Source organism: uncultured Campylobacter sp. (genome assembly GCF_938015785.1).
Classification (GTDB): Bacteria; Campylobacterota; Campylobacteria; order Campylobacterales; family Campylobacteraceae; genus Campylobacter_B.
In genome coordinates this window covers 1-18,646 of the sequence record NZ_CALLWC010000067.1, presented here as the reverse complement: position 1 = coordinate 18,646, position 18,646 = coordinate 1, and the positions used below count along the sequence as shown (strand labels likewise).

Below are 18,646 nucleotides of genomic sequence, written 5' to 3'. Positions count from 1 at the left end.
ATACCAAAATTTAAAGAATCAAAAGAACAAGATAAATTTTAACTCGCAAGGAGAAGATAATGGAGCCAAAAGCAAATAATTTGTCTGAGGGAGGCGTCGTAGAAACGATTGATTTGAACGGCGATTATCCGCCGGATCGTTAAGTCGAATCTCTCTCCGCTTTAAATTTAATAAAATTTCGACCCTCCTTGCAATGCAGTCTAAAAATACTCGCTACCGCACGACGGCGACTCAGAAACGCCGTATTACCTCTCAATCGCTGTAGCGCGTAAAAATAACCGCGCCGGCACAATTAAATAGCTCGCACAATTTGGCCCAAAACCCGCCAAAAAGCGCGAGCTGCGCGCTAAAATATGAAATCCACCTTTAAATTTAAAAGCTTAGCTCGCATTTAGCCCGAGATTAATTCTTGCGAGTATTCGCATCAGGAGTGAAAAGCGGCTTATTTAGCAGCTTGAAATCGCCTACGAACTTCTGCCCCTTCTCGCTAGTGATCCATTTGATGAAGCGCTGCGCGTTTTCGTAGTCCGCTTTTGGGCAGTGCTTTGGATTGACCGCGATTACGGAATAAAAATTCTTCAGATCGTTATCGCCTTCGTTGATGATAACCATATCGGGGTTGCCCTTTTTATTATCCTCGTATTTGATGTAGGTGCCACGATCGGTGAAGGTCACGCCCTTTTGCTCGGCGGCTGCGTTGATCGTAGCGATCATACCTTGACCGGTTTGGTTATACCATGCCTCGTTTTCAGGGACGGCGCCCTCAACTTTTTTCCAAATACCTTTCTCTTTGTTATCGGTGCCCGATTTATCGCCGCGAGAGAAAAATTTAATCTTCTCCGCCTTGATTAGCTCAAACGAACCCTTAAGATCCTTGCCTTTAAATTTAGGCGCGATGGATTTATCGGCGATGAGGATAAAATCATTATACATAACGGGCGTGCGATCAACGCCGAAGCCTTTTTCTACGAATTCTTTCTCGACCTTCGGCGAATGCACGAAAAGTATGTCCGCATCGCAGTTCTCGCCAAGCTTTAGAGCAGCGCCGGTACCTACCGCCGTCCATTTGACATCTACGCCGGTTTCAGCCTTATACGCAGGATAGATCGCATCTAGCAAGCCCGTATTATCGGTGCTCGTTGTGGTTGCCATTACCAAATCGTTATCGGCGGCAAAAAGGCTCGCACTAAGAGCGAGCGAAACAAAAAATATTTTTTTCATGTTATCTCCTTTAAAAAATATGCTATTATAGCATATAAATTTGCCAGAATAGAACATTTAGGACACAATCTTGGACTTTATTTTAGAAGGAATTTTAAGCGCATTCGGGTTGCTTCTTAGCGGCGATGCGGAGACCTTTTCGGCGATTAAGGCGACGCTTTATACTTCGAGTATCTCGATACTTTTTGCGATTTTAATCGGCTTTCCGATAGGATTTATCCTCGGATTTTACGAATTTCGCGCTCGCAGAACGCTTAGGCTTTTAAGCGACGTAGCGCTTGCGATGCCCACGGTGGCGATAGGACTGGTCCTTTACGCTTTCATCTCCAGAAACGGCCCTTTTGGCGAGCTGGGGCTGCTTTTTACGCTCAAAGCCGTGATGCTCGGACAGTTTGTGTTGGCGCTTCCTATCATCGTCTCGCTAAGCGCCAGCGTTATCGAAAATATGGATAAGAAGCACTATCTAAACATTATGAACTACCGCCTAAGCCCGCTAAATTTAATCCTTTGCGTGCTTTACGAGCTGCGCTACGCCCTACTCGTCGTCATCGCCACCGCTTACGGGCGGATCGTCGCGGAGGTGGGCGTAGCGATGATGATCGGCGGCAATATCAAATATTTCACCCGCACGATCACCACGGCGATCTCGCTTGAGACCAACAAGGGCGAGTTTGCGATGGGTATAGCGCTCGCGCTGGTGCTGATTTTAATAGCATTTGCGGTAAATTTAGCCATCCACGCGCTAAAAAGGCTGGATCGATGAGTGCAGATAAGCTAAAGCGTCCGAGCAAGAATTTTACGGACAAAAATCGGGCGGAGCGGGAGCGCGAAAATTTTATGAGCAAAAATTTCAAGAGCACAAATTCTATAGGCGAGAATTCTACGAGCGCAAATTTTACGAGTAAAAATTTCGCTGCCGAGAATTCTGCGAGTAAAAATTCCACTGCGGTAAATTCTAAGAGTAAAAATTCTGTAACCGAAAATTCCATTAGCGCAAATTCTGCGGGTAAAAATTCCAAAAGCGAGAATTTTGCGAGTGAGAATTCTGCGAGAAAGAATTTTGCAAATGAAAATTCCGCCGCCGCGCGATCTGTACCCAATAGCGAGCTGATCTCCGTGCGGGATCTAGTGCTGCGCTACGGACGGAGCGAAATTCTCAATATCCCTAGCCTCGATCTAAATACGAGCGGCATCACAGCGCTTTTGGGCTCCAACGGCAGCGGCAAATCCACGCTGCTGCGGATTTTGGCTTTTTTACAGCGCCCCAGCAGCGGCAGCGTGGAGCTTTGGGGGCAGTGCGCGCCCTCTTTGCAGACGCTGCGGCAGACCTGCTTGCTGCTGCCCGAGCCCGTGCTTTTAAAACGCGGCGTGGAGCAAAATTTTAAATTTGCGCTCAAAAGTCGCGGCGCGCTTGCGGAATTTGACGAGCGGGTGGATGAGGCGCTCGGCCTAACGGGGCTTGATAGAAGTTTTTTATCAAAGAAGCATTTCGAGCTTAGCTCGGGGCAGACGCAGCGCATCGCGTTTGCGCTCGCTTTGGCGCAGCGCGCGAAGCTCTATCTGCTCGACGAACCGACCAACAGCCTCGATCTTGCCGCCTCCAAGCTCTTTGCGCGCGCGATTTTATTTATGCGGAGTCGCTACGGCTGCGGCTTTATCATCGCCAGCCACGATGAGAAATGGCTCAGCGCGATCGCGCAAAGAAGCGTATTTCTGCATCGCGGCAAGATATGCGAGTTTGAATACAAAAATATCTTTGACGTGCAAAACGGGATTTTAAAATTTTCGGACGAAATTTCGTTGCGCCTTGAAGAGGGGTTCGCACGCGCTCGCAAAATCGCGATAAATCCGAGTAAAATTTTATTATCTCAAAGCCCGTTTGAACGCTGCTTCGCGGGGATTTTGCACTCGGTTTCGCTTCAGTACGGCTCCTCGCTGCTCATCAAGGTCAAGGCGGGCGACGTGTTGCTAAAATGCGTCACGGCGCAGGATGAGCGGCACTGGAGCGCTGGCGAGAGGATCTATTTTGAATTTGAAAGCGGCGCGTTTTTGGGACTGGAGTAGTTCTGCGCGAAGTGCGGATAAGCTTTATTTTGCTTTAGAATTTTATTCGCGCGACACTAATAAATTTCATTTCTGTCTCAAATTTTCACTGCAAACCATCTATCGCGACGTACCCGGCGAAACAGAGCGCAAAATTTGCGCCTTTAAATTTTGAAATTTACAAGCAAGGCTTTACCTGGCGGCGCGGCGTGAAATTTTGAAATTCCATTGCTAAGAAATTTTAAAACTTAGCCGCGAATGCAGCTAACAGGATTTTGAAATTCCACAATTTCTAGGCGCGGAATTTCAAATTCTAAATTTTAATTCCGCAGGGCGTGCCGTTTATTTCGCCTGCAGCGCAAAGGCGGAACGATAGCAAGAATTCCGCGGCGCAAAACCCGCGTAAAATTCTAAAGAGACGGCGCGGAATTCCGATAAATTTTAAAAACGGCGCAGAATTTTACAAAATTTTACTAGCTCAAAAAAGCGGCAGAGCTTTAAGCTCACGCTGCTTAAATTTTCCCGCCAAACATCTCATACATCGCCTTTTCCTCGCCCCAAAGCTCGCGGTGCTTTTTGATGCAGGATTTTATCGCGCCAACTAGATATAGCACGTCTTGCTCGGTGTGCGTGTAGTGCAAGCTCACGCGCACGAAGCCGGGCTTGGCTTCTGGCATGCGCCCCTCCTTGATACCCAGCAGATCGTGAGCGTACGGCCCCGCGCACATCACGCCCGCGCGCGTCTGGATACCGAAGTCGTTGCTAAGGCTCGCGGCAAAATCATACGCCGAGACACCGCGCACGTTAAAGGAAAATATCGGCAGCCGCGGCGCGTCCTTTGGAGCGTAGTTTATGATCTCGTCAATGCCTGCTAGCTCGCTCTCAAAAAGCCGCGCTAGCTCGTCCTCGGCACTTTTTATCCTCTCAAAACCGACCTCGTTTCGTAGCGCGTAGGCCAAATTTGCTCGCATGAGCCCGGTGATAGGCGGCGTACCGCCCTCCTCTAGCTGCTCGGGATTTTTCAAAAACACGTGCCCTTCGCGGCTAGCGTAGGCGACCGTCCCGCCTGCGGCAAAGGTCGGCACATCGCTACTAAGCAGCTCTTTTTTGATCGCCAAAAGCCCGCAGCTAGCAGGTCCGCCGAGTAACTTATGCGGCGAGAGGAAAATCGCGTCGAAGTAGTCGCAATCTAAATTTGCGTGAGAGCTCAGCGCCGCGCAGTCAAAGGCGATGATGCCGCCCGCGGCTCTGATTAGCTCGCTGATCTTTTTATAGTCGCTAACGACGCCCGTGACGTTTGAGGCGGCGCTAAACGAGCCGATGATGCGGCGTGCTGCGTTTAGCTTTAGGATGCGCTCAAGCGCAATCAGATCGATCTCGCCGCCTTCGCTAAGCGGCACGCGCAGGTAGTCGCAAAGTCCCTCGCGAAAGCTAAGCTCGTTTGAATGGTGCTCGTAGGGCGAAATGAGCACGAGCGGAAGCTGTGCGGCGCGCAAATTCGCCTCGCCGATCGCGCTTCTGGTCGCAGGCGGCAGATAGATGCCAAGCAGCTCCTGAAATTTCTTGATCGCGGCCGTCGCGCCCTGCCCGCAAGCGATGAGATAAAACCTCTCGTCAAGTCCCAGCAGCTTTTTTAGGCTCTCACGCGCACCCTCGTAGCGACGCTGCGTGATAATCGCGCTCGAACTACTGTCGGAGTGGGTGTTGGCGTAGGTTTTGAGGACCTCCGCTATCTCGCGCTCTACGGGCTCATAAGCAAGCCCCGAAGCCGCGAAATCAAAATAGTGCACGCCAGGTTTTAGGATAATATTTTTTCTTATTTCGTCTAAGCTTAGCATTTGCGGCCTTTAAAATTTAAGTGATTAATTATAGTGAAATTTGGATTAATTTAAAGCTTTACGGCCTGGCAGGAAGGAATTTTAATGAGAATTTAGAAAAGCTTTGCCTACTATATCACTTAATTTCTGATGCTATATAGTTTTACTCCTTCAAATTTATTGATTACTATCTAGTTTTTTAGCCGCTTCTTGTCTTAGAATTTCGGCATAATCTTTTATATCTATTTTCTCGCCATTATGTAGAATTTTCACTTTTGCTTCCTCTAACATTTCCTCAAAATTTAAATATTTAAAAAATGTCTCAATATCGAATGCCTCAGTACTATTTTTATCTTTTAGGCTACTTTTTTGCAAAATCTCTTCATCGCTTAGCCCATTGCCGCAAAGAGCTTTATATCTATCTATTTTCATATTATAGAAATTTAATATTTTGATGTCAGGTGCTAGCTTGGTACATTTTTTATCGTTTGGCATATAACCGAAAAATTTTATAAAATCTTTTTCTTTCCAGTATCTATCTGTTCCCTTTTCCCTCTCTTCATTATTTTTAACTTCCCATCTGCCTCGAAGAGCCCAATCATATGATTCTAAAATCTTTTCTCCATAGCAGTAATCATTCATATGATTTATGTAAGATATTTTCTTTTTTATGGTCCCGAGTAAAGAATTTAAACATTGTTCCTGAACCATTATAAATTCTTCTTGTGTTGGTATACCCGCAATATTGTATTTGACTAATAAATCTAGCATCGGCTTATAATATAGCAAGTCCACTAGCTCTGTATAAACAGAATGCTGGAACGATATATCTTTAGCCATCTTATAGTTTATATAATAAGTATGTATATATTTTGGATCAGGTTTCATCCCTTGTTTAAAAGCTATTTCTGCAATCTCCGTCAAACCATTACTTATGGCATAATAAAGGATACTATCTACGTCACCCTTTGGACCGTCTCTTCTCACGATGCAATCTGCAAAATTATGAGTTTTATGTATCCCATTTTCATCTACTATTATATTTAGATTTATAATTTTATAGATAGGGCAGTCCAGATACCATTGTATAGCCTTCACCTCCTCAAATTTAACTCCGTTGTCTAAAAGCAGTCTTACCGCTTTAGTAGCATTATTTTCTATAGCATAAGCCATAGCGGATAGTTTGTATTCGTCTTTTTTGTGTATATCCGCACCTAGCTTTATAAACTCTTGAGTGGTATTTGTATCGTCCCAAAAGCTAGAATACATCACGGGCGTTACCCCTCCGTGCATAGTATGATCGACGGATAGATTGTTATCTTTCATAAATTTTAAAATTTTATCAGTTTGCTTGCTTTTTAAAAGCCTTTTTAGCTCTAAGTCTGTGGCGGGTTCTTTAAATACGTTTTTCGGGTTTGAATTGTAATCTATATCCCAGTAGCGAAACGCGAAGCTATCGACCTCTTCTTGGGTTACGTATTTGCTAAGGCCCGGCACTTTTGAGACATTTGTATCTGAAGTAACGGTAAAATGGGTTTGTTTGCGCTCCACAAGGCCCGATCTTTCGGCTAATAGATACAGCGCGCATACGACCACCACGCAGATAGCGTAAATAAACCGAAGTTTAAAGCTTTTCAAAATTTCCCCTTAAAATTTTGCTCGCGACTATATCTAATCAGTACTTAATAAAATATAAATACTATAGACGAAATAGGCAAAGCTAGCTGAAAAATGCGGTTAAGCCGGGTTTGAATGATGAAATCTTTCGAGTAAATTTGGCGAACGAATGTCGTCATAGACCTTATTTGCGTAGCTACATCTTCTATTTGCACCTACGCTAGGCTCTATATCCGAAGCTCGTTCGCCGTAAATTTACCGCAACATCTTTGCGCAAACTCTTCTTGAAAGCGCAAACCCGAAAATCATTGTCGTGCTAATGAGCGGCGAGCCGCTACCGCATCACAAAAAGCGTTATTTTACGGATCTGTTCGCAAGCTGTTCGCGCGGCTATGAAGTGCGCTTGGCGCCTATTTGCCGATAAAATTTTTCTGCAGCCACTCCATCGCTTTTTCTTCGCTTTCAAATCTACCGCTTTTGGCGACTTGAAACTGCCCCTCATAGAAGCGAATTCTAATACCGTCTTGGACGCTATCTACCTTAATGCGCGTGATCCTGTCTTTGTTTAGATAGGTTCGTTCGTTTAGCTTTACAAACATCGTTTCTCCTTTAAATTTAATGGTTTTTATCTTTCGCTTTACTAGCGTCTTTTTCGCCCTCTTTTTTCAAAAAAAGCTCCTTAAAGCGCTCGTTTGCGTAGTTTTCTATATCGCTTTGCAGCTGCTTATACGCGGCGATCAGCTCATAGGCGCGCGCATTTAGCGTCGTGCCTGCGGCATTGCCGCCGCCTTGTTTGGTGCTAAAGAGCTCCTCTTGCAGATTTTTTTGTAAAATTTGCAGATGGCTCCAGCATTTTTTGTAGTTCATCCCCAAAACCTCGGCGGCTTTAGAGATAGAGCCCGTCTGAGCGATCACGTCTAGCACTTCAGTTTTGCCCTTGCCGAAAATGAGCTCGCCCTGCGCATTTTCGATCCAAGTTTTTGTTTTTACTCTCATTCTTTTGCCTTTCTTCTCCTTAAAGCAGCCCAGCTGACAATATTTCACGTCTATGGCGTGCTCCTTAAGCGTAGAGCGCACCGTATCGAACCCCACACCGCCGCTAGCTACGGCACGGGCGTCACGGCAAAAAATCCGCCTTTTCTCATCCAAAAACGGATTTAGTTTCTGCAGAGCCTTTATGCTGCCTCCGCTACATTGCAGCTTGCCGAATTGACCGAGTTCGCAGCGATCTATCCGTATCCCTTCGCGTGCCGCGAGATCTCCTACGACGCTCGCGTCCACGCCTAATTTAGCGGCAATCTTAAACGCCGCGCCGCAATCGAGCTTGCCGCTTGGATTTAGTAAATTTAAAATCAGCCTTTTGATCTCGCTTGCTTTTTTATCGTCTATCTTGATATCTATCTCCATGCCGCCCTCTTAACTCAAAATTCTCTCTTCGCCGCTATAAACGTTTAAATTTTCGCCGCGCGCGAAGCCGCAAAGGGTAAGATCAAATTTACGCGCGATCACGACGCCCAGGCTCGTAGGAGCCGTGCGCGAAACAAGCGCGCTAATGCCGCTCATCACGGCTTTGGCGACCATTTCGGAGCTTAGCCTGCCGCTTACCAAAAGAAGCGAGCCCTGCGTATCGCACCCCGCCAAGACCGCCTTGCCGACAGATTTATCGATGGTATTGTGCTGGGCGATATCCTCGCCGATAAAATACTCGCCGCCCGCAGTAAAGAGCTTTGCGGTGTGCACGCAACCGGTCATCTCATAAAGCTCGCACTGCGTGTAAAACTCGCTCATCAAATTTAAAATTTCATTCTTATGAAATTTAGCATCCGAGCGGACTTTGCGCGCCGCCATCGCTGCAGGATCGATATTTGCGGTAGAGCTGCGCCCGCAGCCGCTGATGATGACCTTTTCGGCATCGAAGCTATTTAGCCGCTTTTCGTTTATCTCGCCACAAACATTCACGCTAAGCCCGTCCGGCGCGAGCTCTATGCTCTTTATGCGACTTGGATCCGAGATCAAATTTTCGCTCAGCAAATAGCCTATCGCAAGCGCCTTCTGATCGCTCGGAGTCGCCATCAGCGCGCCGAAACGCTTGTTGTTTAATAAAATTTCAAGCTTGATCTCGCGCACTAAGATATCGCTTACGATCCTTCTTTCATAGCCTTTAAATTTAACTATCTCCGCTCTATAAATCGGCTCCATAGACCTTCCTTGTTTGAATTTCGCCCGTATCGTAGTGAAATTTTGCTTAAATAGCCTTAATTCGCCGAAGTAAAGCCGTCGTACCGAAGCGGCGTGCGCAAATTTAAATCGCTCGCATTTTTGAATTTAAAAAATCGCGTGGAAAATTCCACGAGCCGCTCGCACCGTGCGCGCAAGCGGCTATGAAGCGCCCGCAGAGATGAAATTTAATCAAATTTTGCCGCTACGTGCAGCCGCGATTAAATTTCATCCTTGCAAAGCGGGCGGAGCTTGCCGCCCAAACTACTTATGAACCGGCGATAGATAAGGTTTTTCAGAGTGCATCGACATCTCGTTTTGTCTTCTGAACTCGATAAACTCGCTCTCGCTAAGCTTTCTGATATTTGCGATCGTCATTTTTAGCGGCGGGATACCTGATAGCGGATCTAGATCGCCCGCATGTACGAGCTCGTTGCCGTCGGCCTCGCTGTAATGGAAGGTCGTAAAGATCGTGCCCTCTTTCAGATCCGGATTTATACGAAGCTTCGCGGCGATCTGACCGCGCTTATTTTTAACAAGCGCGTAGCAGCCTTCGGTAAGCTCGCGTTCGCGTGCGATGTCCGGGCTTACCTCGATGAGCGCGCCTTCTGCGCCCGCGCCGTACTCTAGCGCGCGACACTCTCTCGTCATCGTGCCGGTGTGGTAGTGATAGACCTTGCGCCCGGTCGTAAATAAGCACGGATAAATTTCATCCGGAATCTCGCTAAGCGCGCCGCTTCCCACCGGATAATCATCAGGGATTTTCATCTTGGCTCTGAAATCCGCCTCCGCTTTAGCGCGCTCCTCTTTATCATCCACGTAAAGCACCGGCACCATTCTAAATTTACCATCAGGCAGCATCGATTTATGATCTGCGTAAAGTACCGGTGTGCCCGGATGATCTTCATCAGGACATGGCCAGCTTATGCCGCCTAGCTTATCTAGCCTATAGTAGCTAATACCGCCGAAAAATTTAGGCATTAATGCACGCACTTCGTTCCAAATTTCTTCCGCACTTAAAAAATCAAACCCTTCAAGTCCCATTCTTTGCGCGATATTGCAAACAACCTTCCAATCAGGTTCTACGCCAGGAGCCGGTTCGCTTGCCTTGCGCGTGCGCTGGACGCGACGGGAAGTGTTTAAAAAGGTGCCGTCTTTCTCGCCCCAGCCGGCAGCAGGTAGTACGACATCGGCTTTCTGTGCGCTCTCGGTAAAGAAAAGATCCTGCACGATAAAGCAATCCAAATGGTGCGTTGCATGCACAAAGTGTTCCGTCCAAGGATCGCTCATTACGGGGTTTTCGCCGTAAACATAGAGCAGCTTCAGTTCGCCGCTATCCATTTTATCGGGTGCGACCGTAAGCTTAAAGCCTGGAGTCGGATTTAGCTCGAAGTGCCATACTCTGCGCGCCTGCTCCTGAGCGTAAGCGGAATTTACCGCACCTGCCGGGATGACGTTAGGTAGCGCGCCCATATCGCATGCGCCCTGGACGTTGTTTTGACCGCGCAAAGGATTTACGCCTGCGCCTCGTTTGCCTAAATTTCCCGTCAAAATGGCTAAATTTGAAAGCGAAAATACGTTTGAGGTGCCGTCGCTAAACTGTGTGATACCCATCGTGTAGCAGATCGCCGCTGCGCCTGCTTTAGCATACATTCTAGCAGCTTCGATTACGAGCTCTTTTTTCACGCCGGTCTCGCGCTCGAAGCGCTCAGGTGTAAAGTCCTTAACCGCTTCTTTTAGATACTCGTAGCCGTGAGCGTAGTTTTTGATAAACTCGTCATCTTGCAGATTTTCAGCAATGATAACATTCATAATGGTATTTAGCGTCTTAATGTTCGCGCCCACCGGGATTTGCAAATAGATATCGGCTTTTTTCGCCATATCTGTGCGCTTCGGATCTACGACGATCATCTTGGCGCCGCGCTGGAGCCCGCGCTGCATCTGCATAGCGATGATCGGGTGACACTCGCTCGTGTTGGTGCCGATGAGTAAAAATACGTCCGTATCGGTAGCGAATTCGACCAAATCGTTCGTCATCGTTCCGTTTCCTAGCGTGTTGGCAAGACCTGCCACTGTAGGAGCGTGTCAAAGACGGGCGCAGTGATCGACGTTATTGCTACCCTGAGCGCGGAAAAATTTCTGAAAAACGTAGTTGTCTTCGTTATTTGAGCGCGCCGAGCTAAAACCCATTATTGAGCTTGGGCCATATTTAGCGACGGTCTCTTTAAATTTAGACGCTACAAAATCATAAGCCTCTTCAAAGCTTACCTCCTCAAGCTTACCGCTTCTATCAAATACTCCGTTTTTCTTACGGATCATAGGTTTGGCAAGGCGTTTTGGAGAGTTTACAAACTCCCAGCCGAACATCCCTTTTAAGCATAGCTCGCCGTCATTTACGTGGTGGGCCTGCGTAGGGCGCGCGTTTACGATCCTGCCGTCTTTTACGATAAGATCGATACCACAGCCGGTGCCGCAGTAAGGACAAGTCGTTTTGACAATCTTTTCTCTGGACTGCATAATATTCCTTTCAAGAATTTTGGTTTGCACGGCTATTATACTTTCTAGATTATAAAAGAAATTTTAAATTAGTGAATTTTTTTAAGCAAAATTTAAGCAATATGCAAATATCGCATATTAAATTGAATAGTTAAATTTTACGCTTTTACTTCGGTAATAGCGGCGTTTTAGCGCAAAATTTATCGCTTATCGCAAAAGACGCTTTTTAAGCTAACTTTTATAATTTTAATAGAATTTTGAAATTATATTACGCTCCGTTTTATTTCAAAGCACGATTAAATTTTTATGAAATTTTAATGCTAATTTATCGGTATATTATATTAATTTAATTAAATGAAAATCTATATTAAAATTTATCAAAAACTCGCTGTCCTGATAAAATTTAAGCCACTAAATTTAAAATTTATAAAATTATTATCTTATATCTGAAATCTATGTAGAAAAAACCTTGATTTTAATCTAGACTAAGCCGTTTTTTTATGCTATTATCCAAAACATTAATAGAAATTTACATTCTAAACGAAAGGTTAATCTCATGGATAGACGAGACTTTATAAAAAGCTCTGCAGCAGCGGCCGCCTGTAGCGTTGCGGGCATCAGCTTGCCTAGCAGTCTTAGTGCTGCGGACGAAGCCGAAAAAGGTTGGCGCTGGGACAAGGCGGCCTGTCGCTTCTGCGGCACCGGCTGCGGTATCATGGTAGCCACCAAAGACGGTAAGATCGTAGCGGTCAAAGGCGATCCACTAGCGCCCGTAAATCGCGGTCTGAACTGCATCAAAGGCTACTTCAACGCCAAAATCATGTACGGCGCCGATCGCATTACCAAGCCTCTTTTGCGCGTAAATTCCAAGGGCGAATTCGATAAAAAGGGAAAATTTATCGAGATCAGCTGGCAAAGAGCGTTCGACGAAATGGAGAAGCATTTCAGACGCGCCTATAACGAAGGCGGCCCCGAGGGCTTTGCCGTACTTGGCAGCGGTCAATACACGATCCCGGAAGGTTACGCCGCAGCAAAGCTAGTAAAGGCAGGCTTTCGCTCCAATAATCTCGATCCTAATGCTCGCCAGTGCATGGCCAGCGCCGTCGTAGGTTTTATGCAAACCTTCGGTATTGACGAGCCTGCGGGCGTTTTCGACGATATCGAGCTAACCGACACCATCATCGCCTGGGGCGCGAATATGGCTGAGATGCACCCGATTCTTTGGTCTCGCGTCTCCGACCACAAACTTCGCAACCCGGACCGCGTAAAAGTTATAAATCTCTCGACCTACTCTAGCCGCACTTCAAACATCGCCGATATTGAAATTATATTCCGTCCAAATACCGATCTTGCGATATGGAACTACATAGCAAGAGAGATCGTTTATAACCATCCAGAGATGATAGACGAAAAATTTATTAAAGAGCACTGCGTATTCGCTACCGGTCCAGTAGATATCGGTTATGGCCTACGAGAAGATATAAATCATAAAAAATACCGCAAAACCGAGCTTGATACCGCGGCTAAGCAAAAATCCAAAATTTTAAGCAAATCCGAGGGCGTTACGTTAGCATATCTTGGTATGAAAGAGGGCGACGTACTCGAAAATAAGCACTCTGACAAATCGGATGCTCACTGGCTTATAAGCTTTGAAGAATTTAAAAAAGCGCTGGAGCCTTACACGCTAGATTTCGTAGCGCCTTTGGCCAAGGGCGACGAGAGCGAGGATTTAGAAGCATTCAAAACCAAACTAAAGCAGCTTGCCGATTACTACATCGAAAAGGACCGCAAAGTAGTAAGCTTTTGGACTATGGGCTTTAATCAGCACTCAAGAGGAACCTGGGTCAATGAGCAAAGCTACATGGTACATTTCCTTCTAGGCAAGCAAGCCAAACCTGGTTGCGGAGCGTTTTCGCTTACCGGTCAGCCTAGCGCTTGCGGCACAGCTAGAGAGGTGGGCACGTTTTCTCACCGCCTACCTGCCGATATGGTCGTGGCAAATCCGGCACACAGAAAGGTTTCCGAAAAAATTTGGAAGCTTCCCGAGGGCACGATAAACCCAAAACCGGGCGCACATTATGTACAGGCTCTGCGCAATCTCGAAGATGGCAAGATAAAATGGATATGGGTGCAGGTAAATAACCCATGGCAGCAGATCGCCAACGCAAACCACTGGATAGCCGCGGCGCGCGAGATGGATAACTTCATCGTAGTAAGCGAGCCATATCCGGGACTGAGCGCGAAAGTAGCCGATCTAATCCTGCCAACCGCGATGATCTACGAAAAATGGGGCGCATACGGCAATGCCGAGCGTAGAACTCAGTGGTGGAGACAGCAGGTCCTTCCTGTGGGCGACGCGATGAGCGATACGTGGCAGATGCTAGAGTTTTCCAAGCGCTTCAAACTCAAGGATTTCTGGGGCGAGATTAAAGTAAATGATAAGCTTACGCTTCCAAACGTATTAGATAAAATTTCAGAATTCGGCTATACGCCAGATACTACACTATTTGAAGTGCTCTTTGCAAACAAAGACGCTCAGGCTTTCGCGGCAAAAGATCCGATTATGGCAAGCTTCGATAACTCCGAAGTAAACGGCGACTCTCGTGGCGTAATCGGCAGCGACGGCAAAGAATTTAAAGGATATGGCTTTTTTATCCAAAAATATCTTTGGGAGGAGTACCGAAAATTCGGCACCGGTCACGGACACGACCTAGCCGATTTCGATACCTATCACCGAGTGCGCGGTCTTAGGTGGCCGGTCGTAGACGGCAAAGAAACGCTTTGGCGCTTTAACGCCCAATACGATCCTTATGCTAAAAAAGCGGCTCCGGATAGCGACTTTGCATTCTACGGCAACGCCAAAGCGGCGCTTCCTAGCGGTGATCTGAAATCCGCTACTTCAGGCGAAGAAAAAACAAGCCTTGCCAATAAAGCTAAAATTTTCTTCCGTCCATATATGGATCCTGTAGAAGTGCCAAGCGAGGAATATCCTTTCTGGTTATGTACGGGTCGCGTGCTGGAGCACTGGCATACGGGCACTATGACTATGCGCGTGCCGGAGCTTTATCGCGCGGTGCCTGAAGCAAGATGCTATATGAACGAAGCCGACGGCGCTAAAATCGGCGTACAACAAAACGAAATCGTCTGGATAGAGTCGCGCCGCGGCAAAGTCAAAGCGCGCGTGGACTTTCACGGACGTAACATTCCGCCGAAGGGACTTATTTTCGTGCCGTTTTTTGACGAGAAGGTTTATATCAACCGCGTCACGCTCGATCATACTTGTCCGCTTTCAAAAGAAACCGACTACAAAAAATGCGCGGTTAAAATTTACAAGGCGTAAATTATGGATAGGCGTGAGGTCTTAGGCATTCTTTCTTTAGCTGCGGGCGTAGGCGTTATGGGGCTCGGAGTCGCAAACTCTAGCGAGCACGCCAAACTCCGCCCGCCCGCAGCTATAGGCGAGAAAGAATTTCTTAGCAAATGCCTAAGGTGCGGGCTTTGTGTCGAGGCATGTCCATTTGATACGCTTAAGCTTGCGAGCTTTTGCGATCACGCTATTGCAAACGGCACGCCGTTTTTTATCCCGCGCGAAATTCCGTGCTATATGTGCGACGACATACCCTGCGTCGCAGCCTGTCCTAGCAACGCGCTAGATAAAAATTTAGTGAGCGAAAACTCTAAGCTAAATGTGCGTCTATCCAAAATGGGCGTTGCGGTCATAGATACCGAGCATTGCATCGCTTATGCAGGTATCCAATGCGACGCGTGCGTGCGAAGCTGCCCCGTGATGGATAAGGCACTTAGGATCGATTACCGTCACAACAACCGCACCGAAAAGCACGCCCTACTCGTGCCCGTCGTAGATAGCGACTACTGCACGGGTTGCGGTAAGTGCGAGCATGCCTGCGTCACGAAAAAGGCGGCTATCAGCGTCGTGGAGCGCGAGCGCGTCATAGGAATTTCCAGCGATAACTACGTCAAAGGCTGGATCAAGGGCGATGACGCGAAGCTAAAGGATGCAGATACCAAAATCAAGCTCGATCCGCAAAAAAGCAGGGACTACTTAAATGAGGACGATCTAATGGAGGGGACTAGGCAATGAAATACACTATTTTAAGGCGTTTGAGCCAAATTTCTATTCTAGTCCTTTTTATTTTGGGAAATAATTTCGCCTTCAAAGCCGCGAGCGAAAACGGAATTTTATCAGGAATTCTAAAGGGCAATCTAAGCTCGTCGAAACTTTTCGGCACGATTAATCTAAGCGATCCGTTTGCGACGGCGCAGATGCTGCTAGCCAGCTTTTCTTTGGGCGCTACGGCGGTTATCGGAGCGCTTATCGTAGGAGCATTTTATGCGCTCATAGCGCCGCGAGCATATTGCTCATGGGTATGCCCGATAAATTTACTAACCGATCTTGCCGCGTGGCTTCGTAAAAAATTTGGCGTGCACACCAAATTTTTAAACGTAAATCGCAAGGCTCGCTACGTCCTAGCGGTGCTAGCGCTCATTTGCAGCGGAGTTTTCGGCCTTGCGGCGTTTGAGAGCGTAAATTTCATAGCGGTATTTGCCAGAGCCGTAATAGCGCTAAGCGCTAGTGCCTTTGCGATCGCGCTACTTATCGTAGTTTTTGAAATTTTTGCAGGCGATCGCACTATCTGCTCGCGGCTATGCCCGCTCGGCGGATTTTGGGCTGCACTTAGCTATTTTAGCGTCATTCGCGTTCGCCACGAGGTTGACAAATGCACGATGTGCGGCAAATGCAAAATGGTCTGCCCCGAAGTTCAGGTACTTAAGATGGTCGGGCGCGAAAACGGGCGCGTTAGCAGCGAGTGTATCAGCTGCGGACGCTGTATCGACGTATGCGACGACGATGCGTTAAATTTTAGTATATTAGGAGTGAAAAAATGAAAAAAATGGTTTTAGGCTTGGCTCTTACATGCTGTGCGGCACTCTTTGCCGCGGACAAGACAGCTTCTATAGATGCCGACAGCTTGGGCTTTATAAAAAGCGTGGACGAATCTGCACAAAATAAAAATTCCCTGCCCGATTTCAAATATAGCGAGGATGCTCCGGGCGCCGCTTCGAAGATCGAGCGCAGCTTCGAAAACGCTCCGCCGCTCATACCGCACAGCTTAGAAGGGCTCGTGCCGATCACGAAGGATAACAATATGTGCGTAACCTGCCATATGCCCGATGTCGCTAAGGATGTAGGCTCTACGCCGATTCCAAAAAGCCACTTGGTGGACTTTCGCACAGGCGCGGATCTAAACGGCACGCTAGCCGAGCAGCGATTCAACTGCACGCAATGCCACGTACCGCAAGCCCAAACCAATCCGCTAGTGAAAAATAATTTTAAGGCTGATTTTAGCAGGTTTAGCGACGCAAATTCCACTTCTAATCTCATAGATACACTAAATCAAGGTGCCGAGGTTGAGTAGGAGCGCGAGATGAAATTTTTACCGCCGTTGCTACTTTGCGCCTGCTTCGTCTATGCCGGCAACGGCGTCGCAATACCTAGCGGCGCTGCGGGCATAGATGCGCCGGCAGGGGCTAGCTTCAGACTCGACATAGGCGCAAACGTCGCGGTGCTAAAAAATCTAGACGGCGAAATTTACGCAGGTCTCGACGACGGCAAGCTCTATAAAATTGCCATTAGCTCCGCGGAAAATTCCACGCGAAATTCTGTCACCGGTCAAAATTCCGTCGCAAGCACAAATTCTGATGCGGCGCAGAATTTCAATGCTAAAGCAAGCGTAAATTCCGCGGGGAATTCCGAGGCAAATGCCGCCGCTATAAATTCCGTAGAGAATTCCGCAGCGGCAAATTCCATAAAGCAAAATTCTGCCGAAAATTCTACGGCATTAAATTCCGCTCAAAATTCCATCCCGAATTCCGTGCCGAGCGCAATCTCCAAGACGCTAATTTTTGCCCTGCCCTCGTCCAAAAATTACCTAGACGAGCCGATGGGCGCTACCATATTCGACGTCGATAAACTAGGCGAAAAATACGCATTTTTGTATAACGGCGATGCGTTTGAAAAGATGCTGGGCGTGTTTGCAGGCGGCAAGATCACGCACTACAAATTGCCAATTACGGGGATTAAAAACGTCTATTTCTACGACGAAAATACCGTGATTTTGCTAGGTCTTGGTAGCGAAATTTTATACTTCGACCTACCTAGCGGCAAGGTAAGCTTCGAGCAAAAGCTCACCATCGCGTCTTTGGGCGGCAGCGCCTACGACCGCTCCAGCGGAACGCTACTAATCTCGTGCGAAGGCGGCATCGTGTTTTATTTCGACGCGAAAGCGAAAAAGCTTATGAGTCAAAAATCCCTGCACAAGGACGGGATCTACTCCGTGGCGCTGCTTGGCGATCGTATGATGAGCGGCTCGAACGACAAAGAAAGATCGTGCTACTACGAAAACGGCGATTTCGCTAAATTTTATAACGCCCATTTTGCAGTTTTTGCCGTGGCGCTAAGTCCCGAGCTGGGTGCTTTTACCGTTGGTAACGGCATACGCGTAATCGATAAAGCAGGCGAGATCGTCCGCAGCATTGAGCTGGACAACGACATCATCAACTATCTGCTTTTCGAAGGAGATTATCTAGTGGGCTCTGGGTACAATAGATATATCTACTTTTGGGGGCTAAAATGAATATTTCAAGCGTCGTAATCTATCTAGGCGCAGATACCGATATAGCGGAGTTTCGTAAAGAGCTGCAAAGTATCGGTGGCTGCGAGTTCGTAGCGTGTGAGGACGGCAAGGCGGTAGCCACGATTAGCGCGGAGAGCTCCGAGGACGAGATCGCCGCATTTCGCGCGATAGAAGTCATAGAGGGCGTAAGCGAGGCGATGATGATCTACTCATACTCCGATCTGGACGCAGATATCGCCGCGGCAAACTTCGACAACGGCGAGCAGATAATGCGCGAGCTGGACGAAAAAGACCCGAGCCAGATCAAATACGGCGGCAAGGTACGGGTCTAAACCGCCGCCGCAAATTTTAAAATTTTACCGCCAAATGTAAATTTTAAAATTTCAAATTTAACTACCAAATTTAACTATATAATTTTAACTGCGCAAACAAGCTTGGAATTTTTACAGCAAGTCGTTTGCTGCAAGCGCTGCGGATTATGGGCTCGTTAAGCTTGCATTGGATAATATAGCGCAATCTGCCCGAAGGAGTAAGCTTGCGCCTGAAGTACCTTTGTATAATAGTTTTTATGATTTGGCT

Annotated in this window: 15 protein-coding genes; 8 read left to right on the top strand and 7 right to left on the bottom strand. The window is 47.3% G+C overall.

Annotated elements, in window-relative coordinates; translation table 11 throughout:
* Positions 1–402 precede the first annotated feature (402 nt).
* Complete coding sequence (gene tupA, locus Q0393_RS09935; protein ID WP_005869209.1) at positions 403–1,221, bottom strand: tungstate ABC transporter substrate-binding protein TupA; 819 nt, start codon at positions 1,219–1,221, stop codon at positions 403–405.
* A gap of 70 nt (positions 1,222–1,291) precedes the next feature.
* Between tupA and tupB the strand changes: the two genes are divergently transcribed.
* Positions 1,292–1,984 (top strand): tungstate ABC transporter permease TupB, encoded by a 693-nt coding sequence (gene tupB, locus Q0393_RS09930; protein WP_298979875.1) that lies wholly within the window; start codon positions 1,292–1,294, stop codon positions 1,982–1,984.
* Entirely contained in the window at positions 1,981–3,285 is a 1,305-nt protein-coding gene (gene tupC, locus Q0393_RS09925; protein ID WP_298979873.1) for a tungstate ABC transporter ATP-binding protein TupC, read from the top strand. The genes tupB and tupC overlap by 4 nt, the downstream gene beginning before the upstream one ends.
* Positions 3,286–3,776: 491 nt before the next feature.
* Here the strand turns inward: tupC and Q0393_RS09920 are convergent, their stop codons facing one another.
* From Q0393_RS09920 to Q0393_RS10795, 6 genes are all read right to left on the bottom strand, one after another.
* Positions 3,777–5,102, bottom strand: a complete 1,326-nt coding sequence (locus Q0393_RS09920) for an aminotransferase class V-fold PLP-dependent enzyme (RefSeq protein WP_298979871.1) — start codon at positions 5,100–5,102, stop codon at positions 3,777–3,779.
* A gap of 156 nt (positions 5,103–5,258) precedes the next feature.
* Complete coding sequence (locus Q0393_RS09915) at positions 5,259–6,719, bottom strand: ankyrin repeat domain-containing protein (protein WP_298979869.1); 1,461 nt, start codon at positions 6,717–6,719, stop codon at positions 5,259–5,261.
* A gap of 389 nt (positions 6,720–7,108) precedes the next feature.
* Positions 7,109–7,297: a sodium-dependent tyrosine transporter gene (locus tag Q0393_RS09910; RefSeq protein WP_177388229.1), complete on the bottom strand. Its 189-nt coding sequence runs from the start codon at positions 7,295–7,297 to the stop codon at positions 7,109–7,111.
* Between the two features lie 16 nt (positions 7,298–7,313).
* Positions 7,314–8,105 (bottom strand): LysR family transcriptional regulator, encoded by a 792-nt coding sequence (locus Q0393_RS09905; RefSeq protein ID WP_298979867.1) that lies wholly within the window; start codon positions 8,103–8,105, stop codon positions 7,314–7,316.
* A gap of 9 nt (positions 8,106–8,114) precedes the next feature.
* Entirely contained in the window at positions 8,115–8,897 is a 783-nt protein-coding gene (gene fdhD, locus Q0393_RS09900) for a formate dehydrogenase accessory sulfurtransferase FdhD (protein ID WP_298979865.1), read from the bottom strand.
* 282 nt (positions 8,898–9,179) lie between these two features.
* Complete coding sequence (locus tag Q0393_RS10795; RefSeq protein WP_366111999.1) at positions 9,180–11,432, bottom strand: molybdopterin-dependent oxidoreductase; 2,253 nt, start codon at positions 11,430–11,432, stop codon at positions 9,180–9,182.
* Between the two features lie 535 nt (positions 11,433–11,967).
* Here Q0393_RS10795 and napA point away from each other — a divergent pair.
* Genes napA through Q0393_RS09860 form a run of 6 tightly spaced genes read left to right on the top strand, consistent with a single transcriptional unit; the run spans position 11,968 to position 18,399 of the window.
* Entirely contained in the window at positions 11,968–14,751 is a 2,784-nt protein-coding gene (gene napA, locus Q0393_RS09885) for a nitrate reductase catalytic subunit NapA (RefSeq protein ID WP_298979863.1), read from the top strand.
* A gap of 3 nt (positions 14,752–14,754) precedes the next feature.
* Positions 14,755–15,513, top strand: coding sequence for a ferredoxin-type protein NapG (napG, locus tag Q0393_RS09880; protein ID WP_298979861.1), 759 nt, complete (start codon positions 14,755–14,757; stop codon positions 15,511–15,513).
* A complete protein-coding gene (napH, locus tag Q0393_RS09875) occupies positions 15,510–16,319 on the top strand; it encodes a quinol dehydrogenase ferredoxin subunit NapH (RefSeq protein ID WP_298979859.1) in 810 nt (269 codons plus the stop codon). Before napG ends, napH begins: the two co-directional genes overlap by 4 nt.
* Complete coding sequence (locus Q0393_RS09870) at positions 16,316–16,849, top strand: nitrate reductase cytochrome c-type subunit (protein ID WP_295152589.1); 534 nt, start codon at positions 16,316–16,318, stop codon at positions 16,847–16,849. The genes napH and Q0393_RS09870 overlap by 4 nt, the downstream gene beginning before the upstream one ends.
* Before the next feature lie 9 nt (positions 16,850–16,858).
* Entirely contained in the window at positions 16,859–18,067 is a 1,209-nt protein-coding gene (locus Q0393_RS09865) for a hypothetical protein (RefSeq protein ID WP_298979858.1), read from the top strand.
* Complete coding sequence (locus Q0393_RS09860; protein WP_298979857.1) at positions 18,064–18,399, top strand: chaperone NapD; 336 nt, start codon at positions 18,064–18,066, stop codon at positions 18,397–18,399. The genes Q0393_RS09865 and Q0393_RS09860 overlap by 4 nt, the downstream gene beginning before the upstream one ends.
* Positions 18,400–18,646 lie beyond the last annotated feature (247 nt).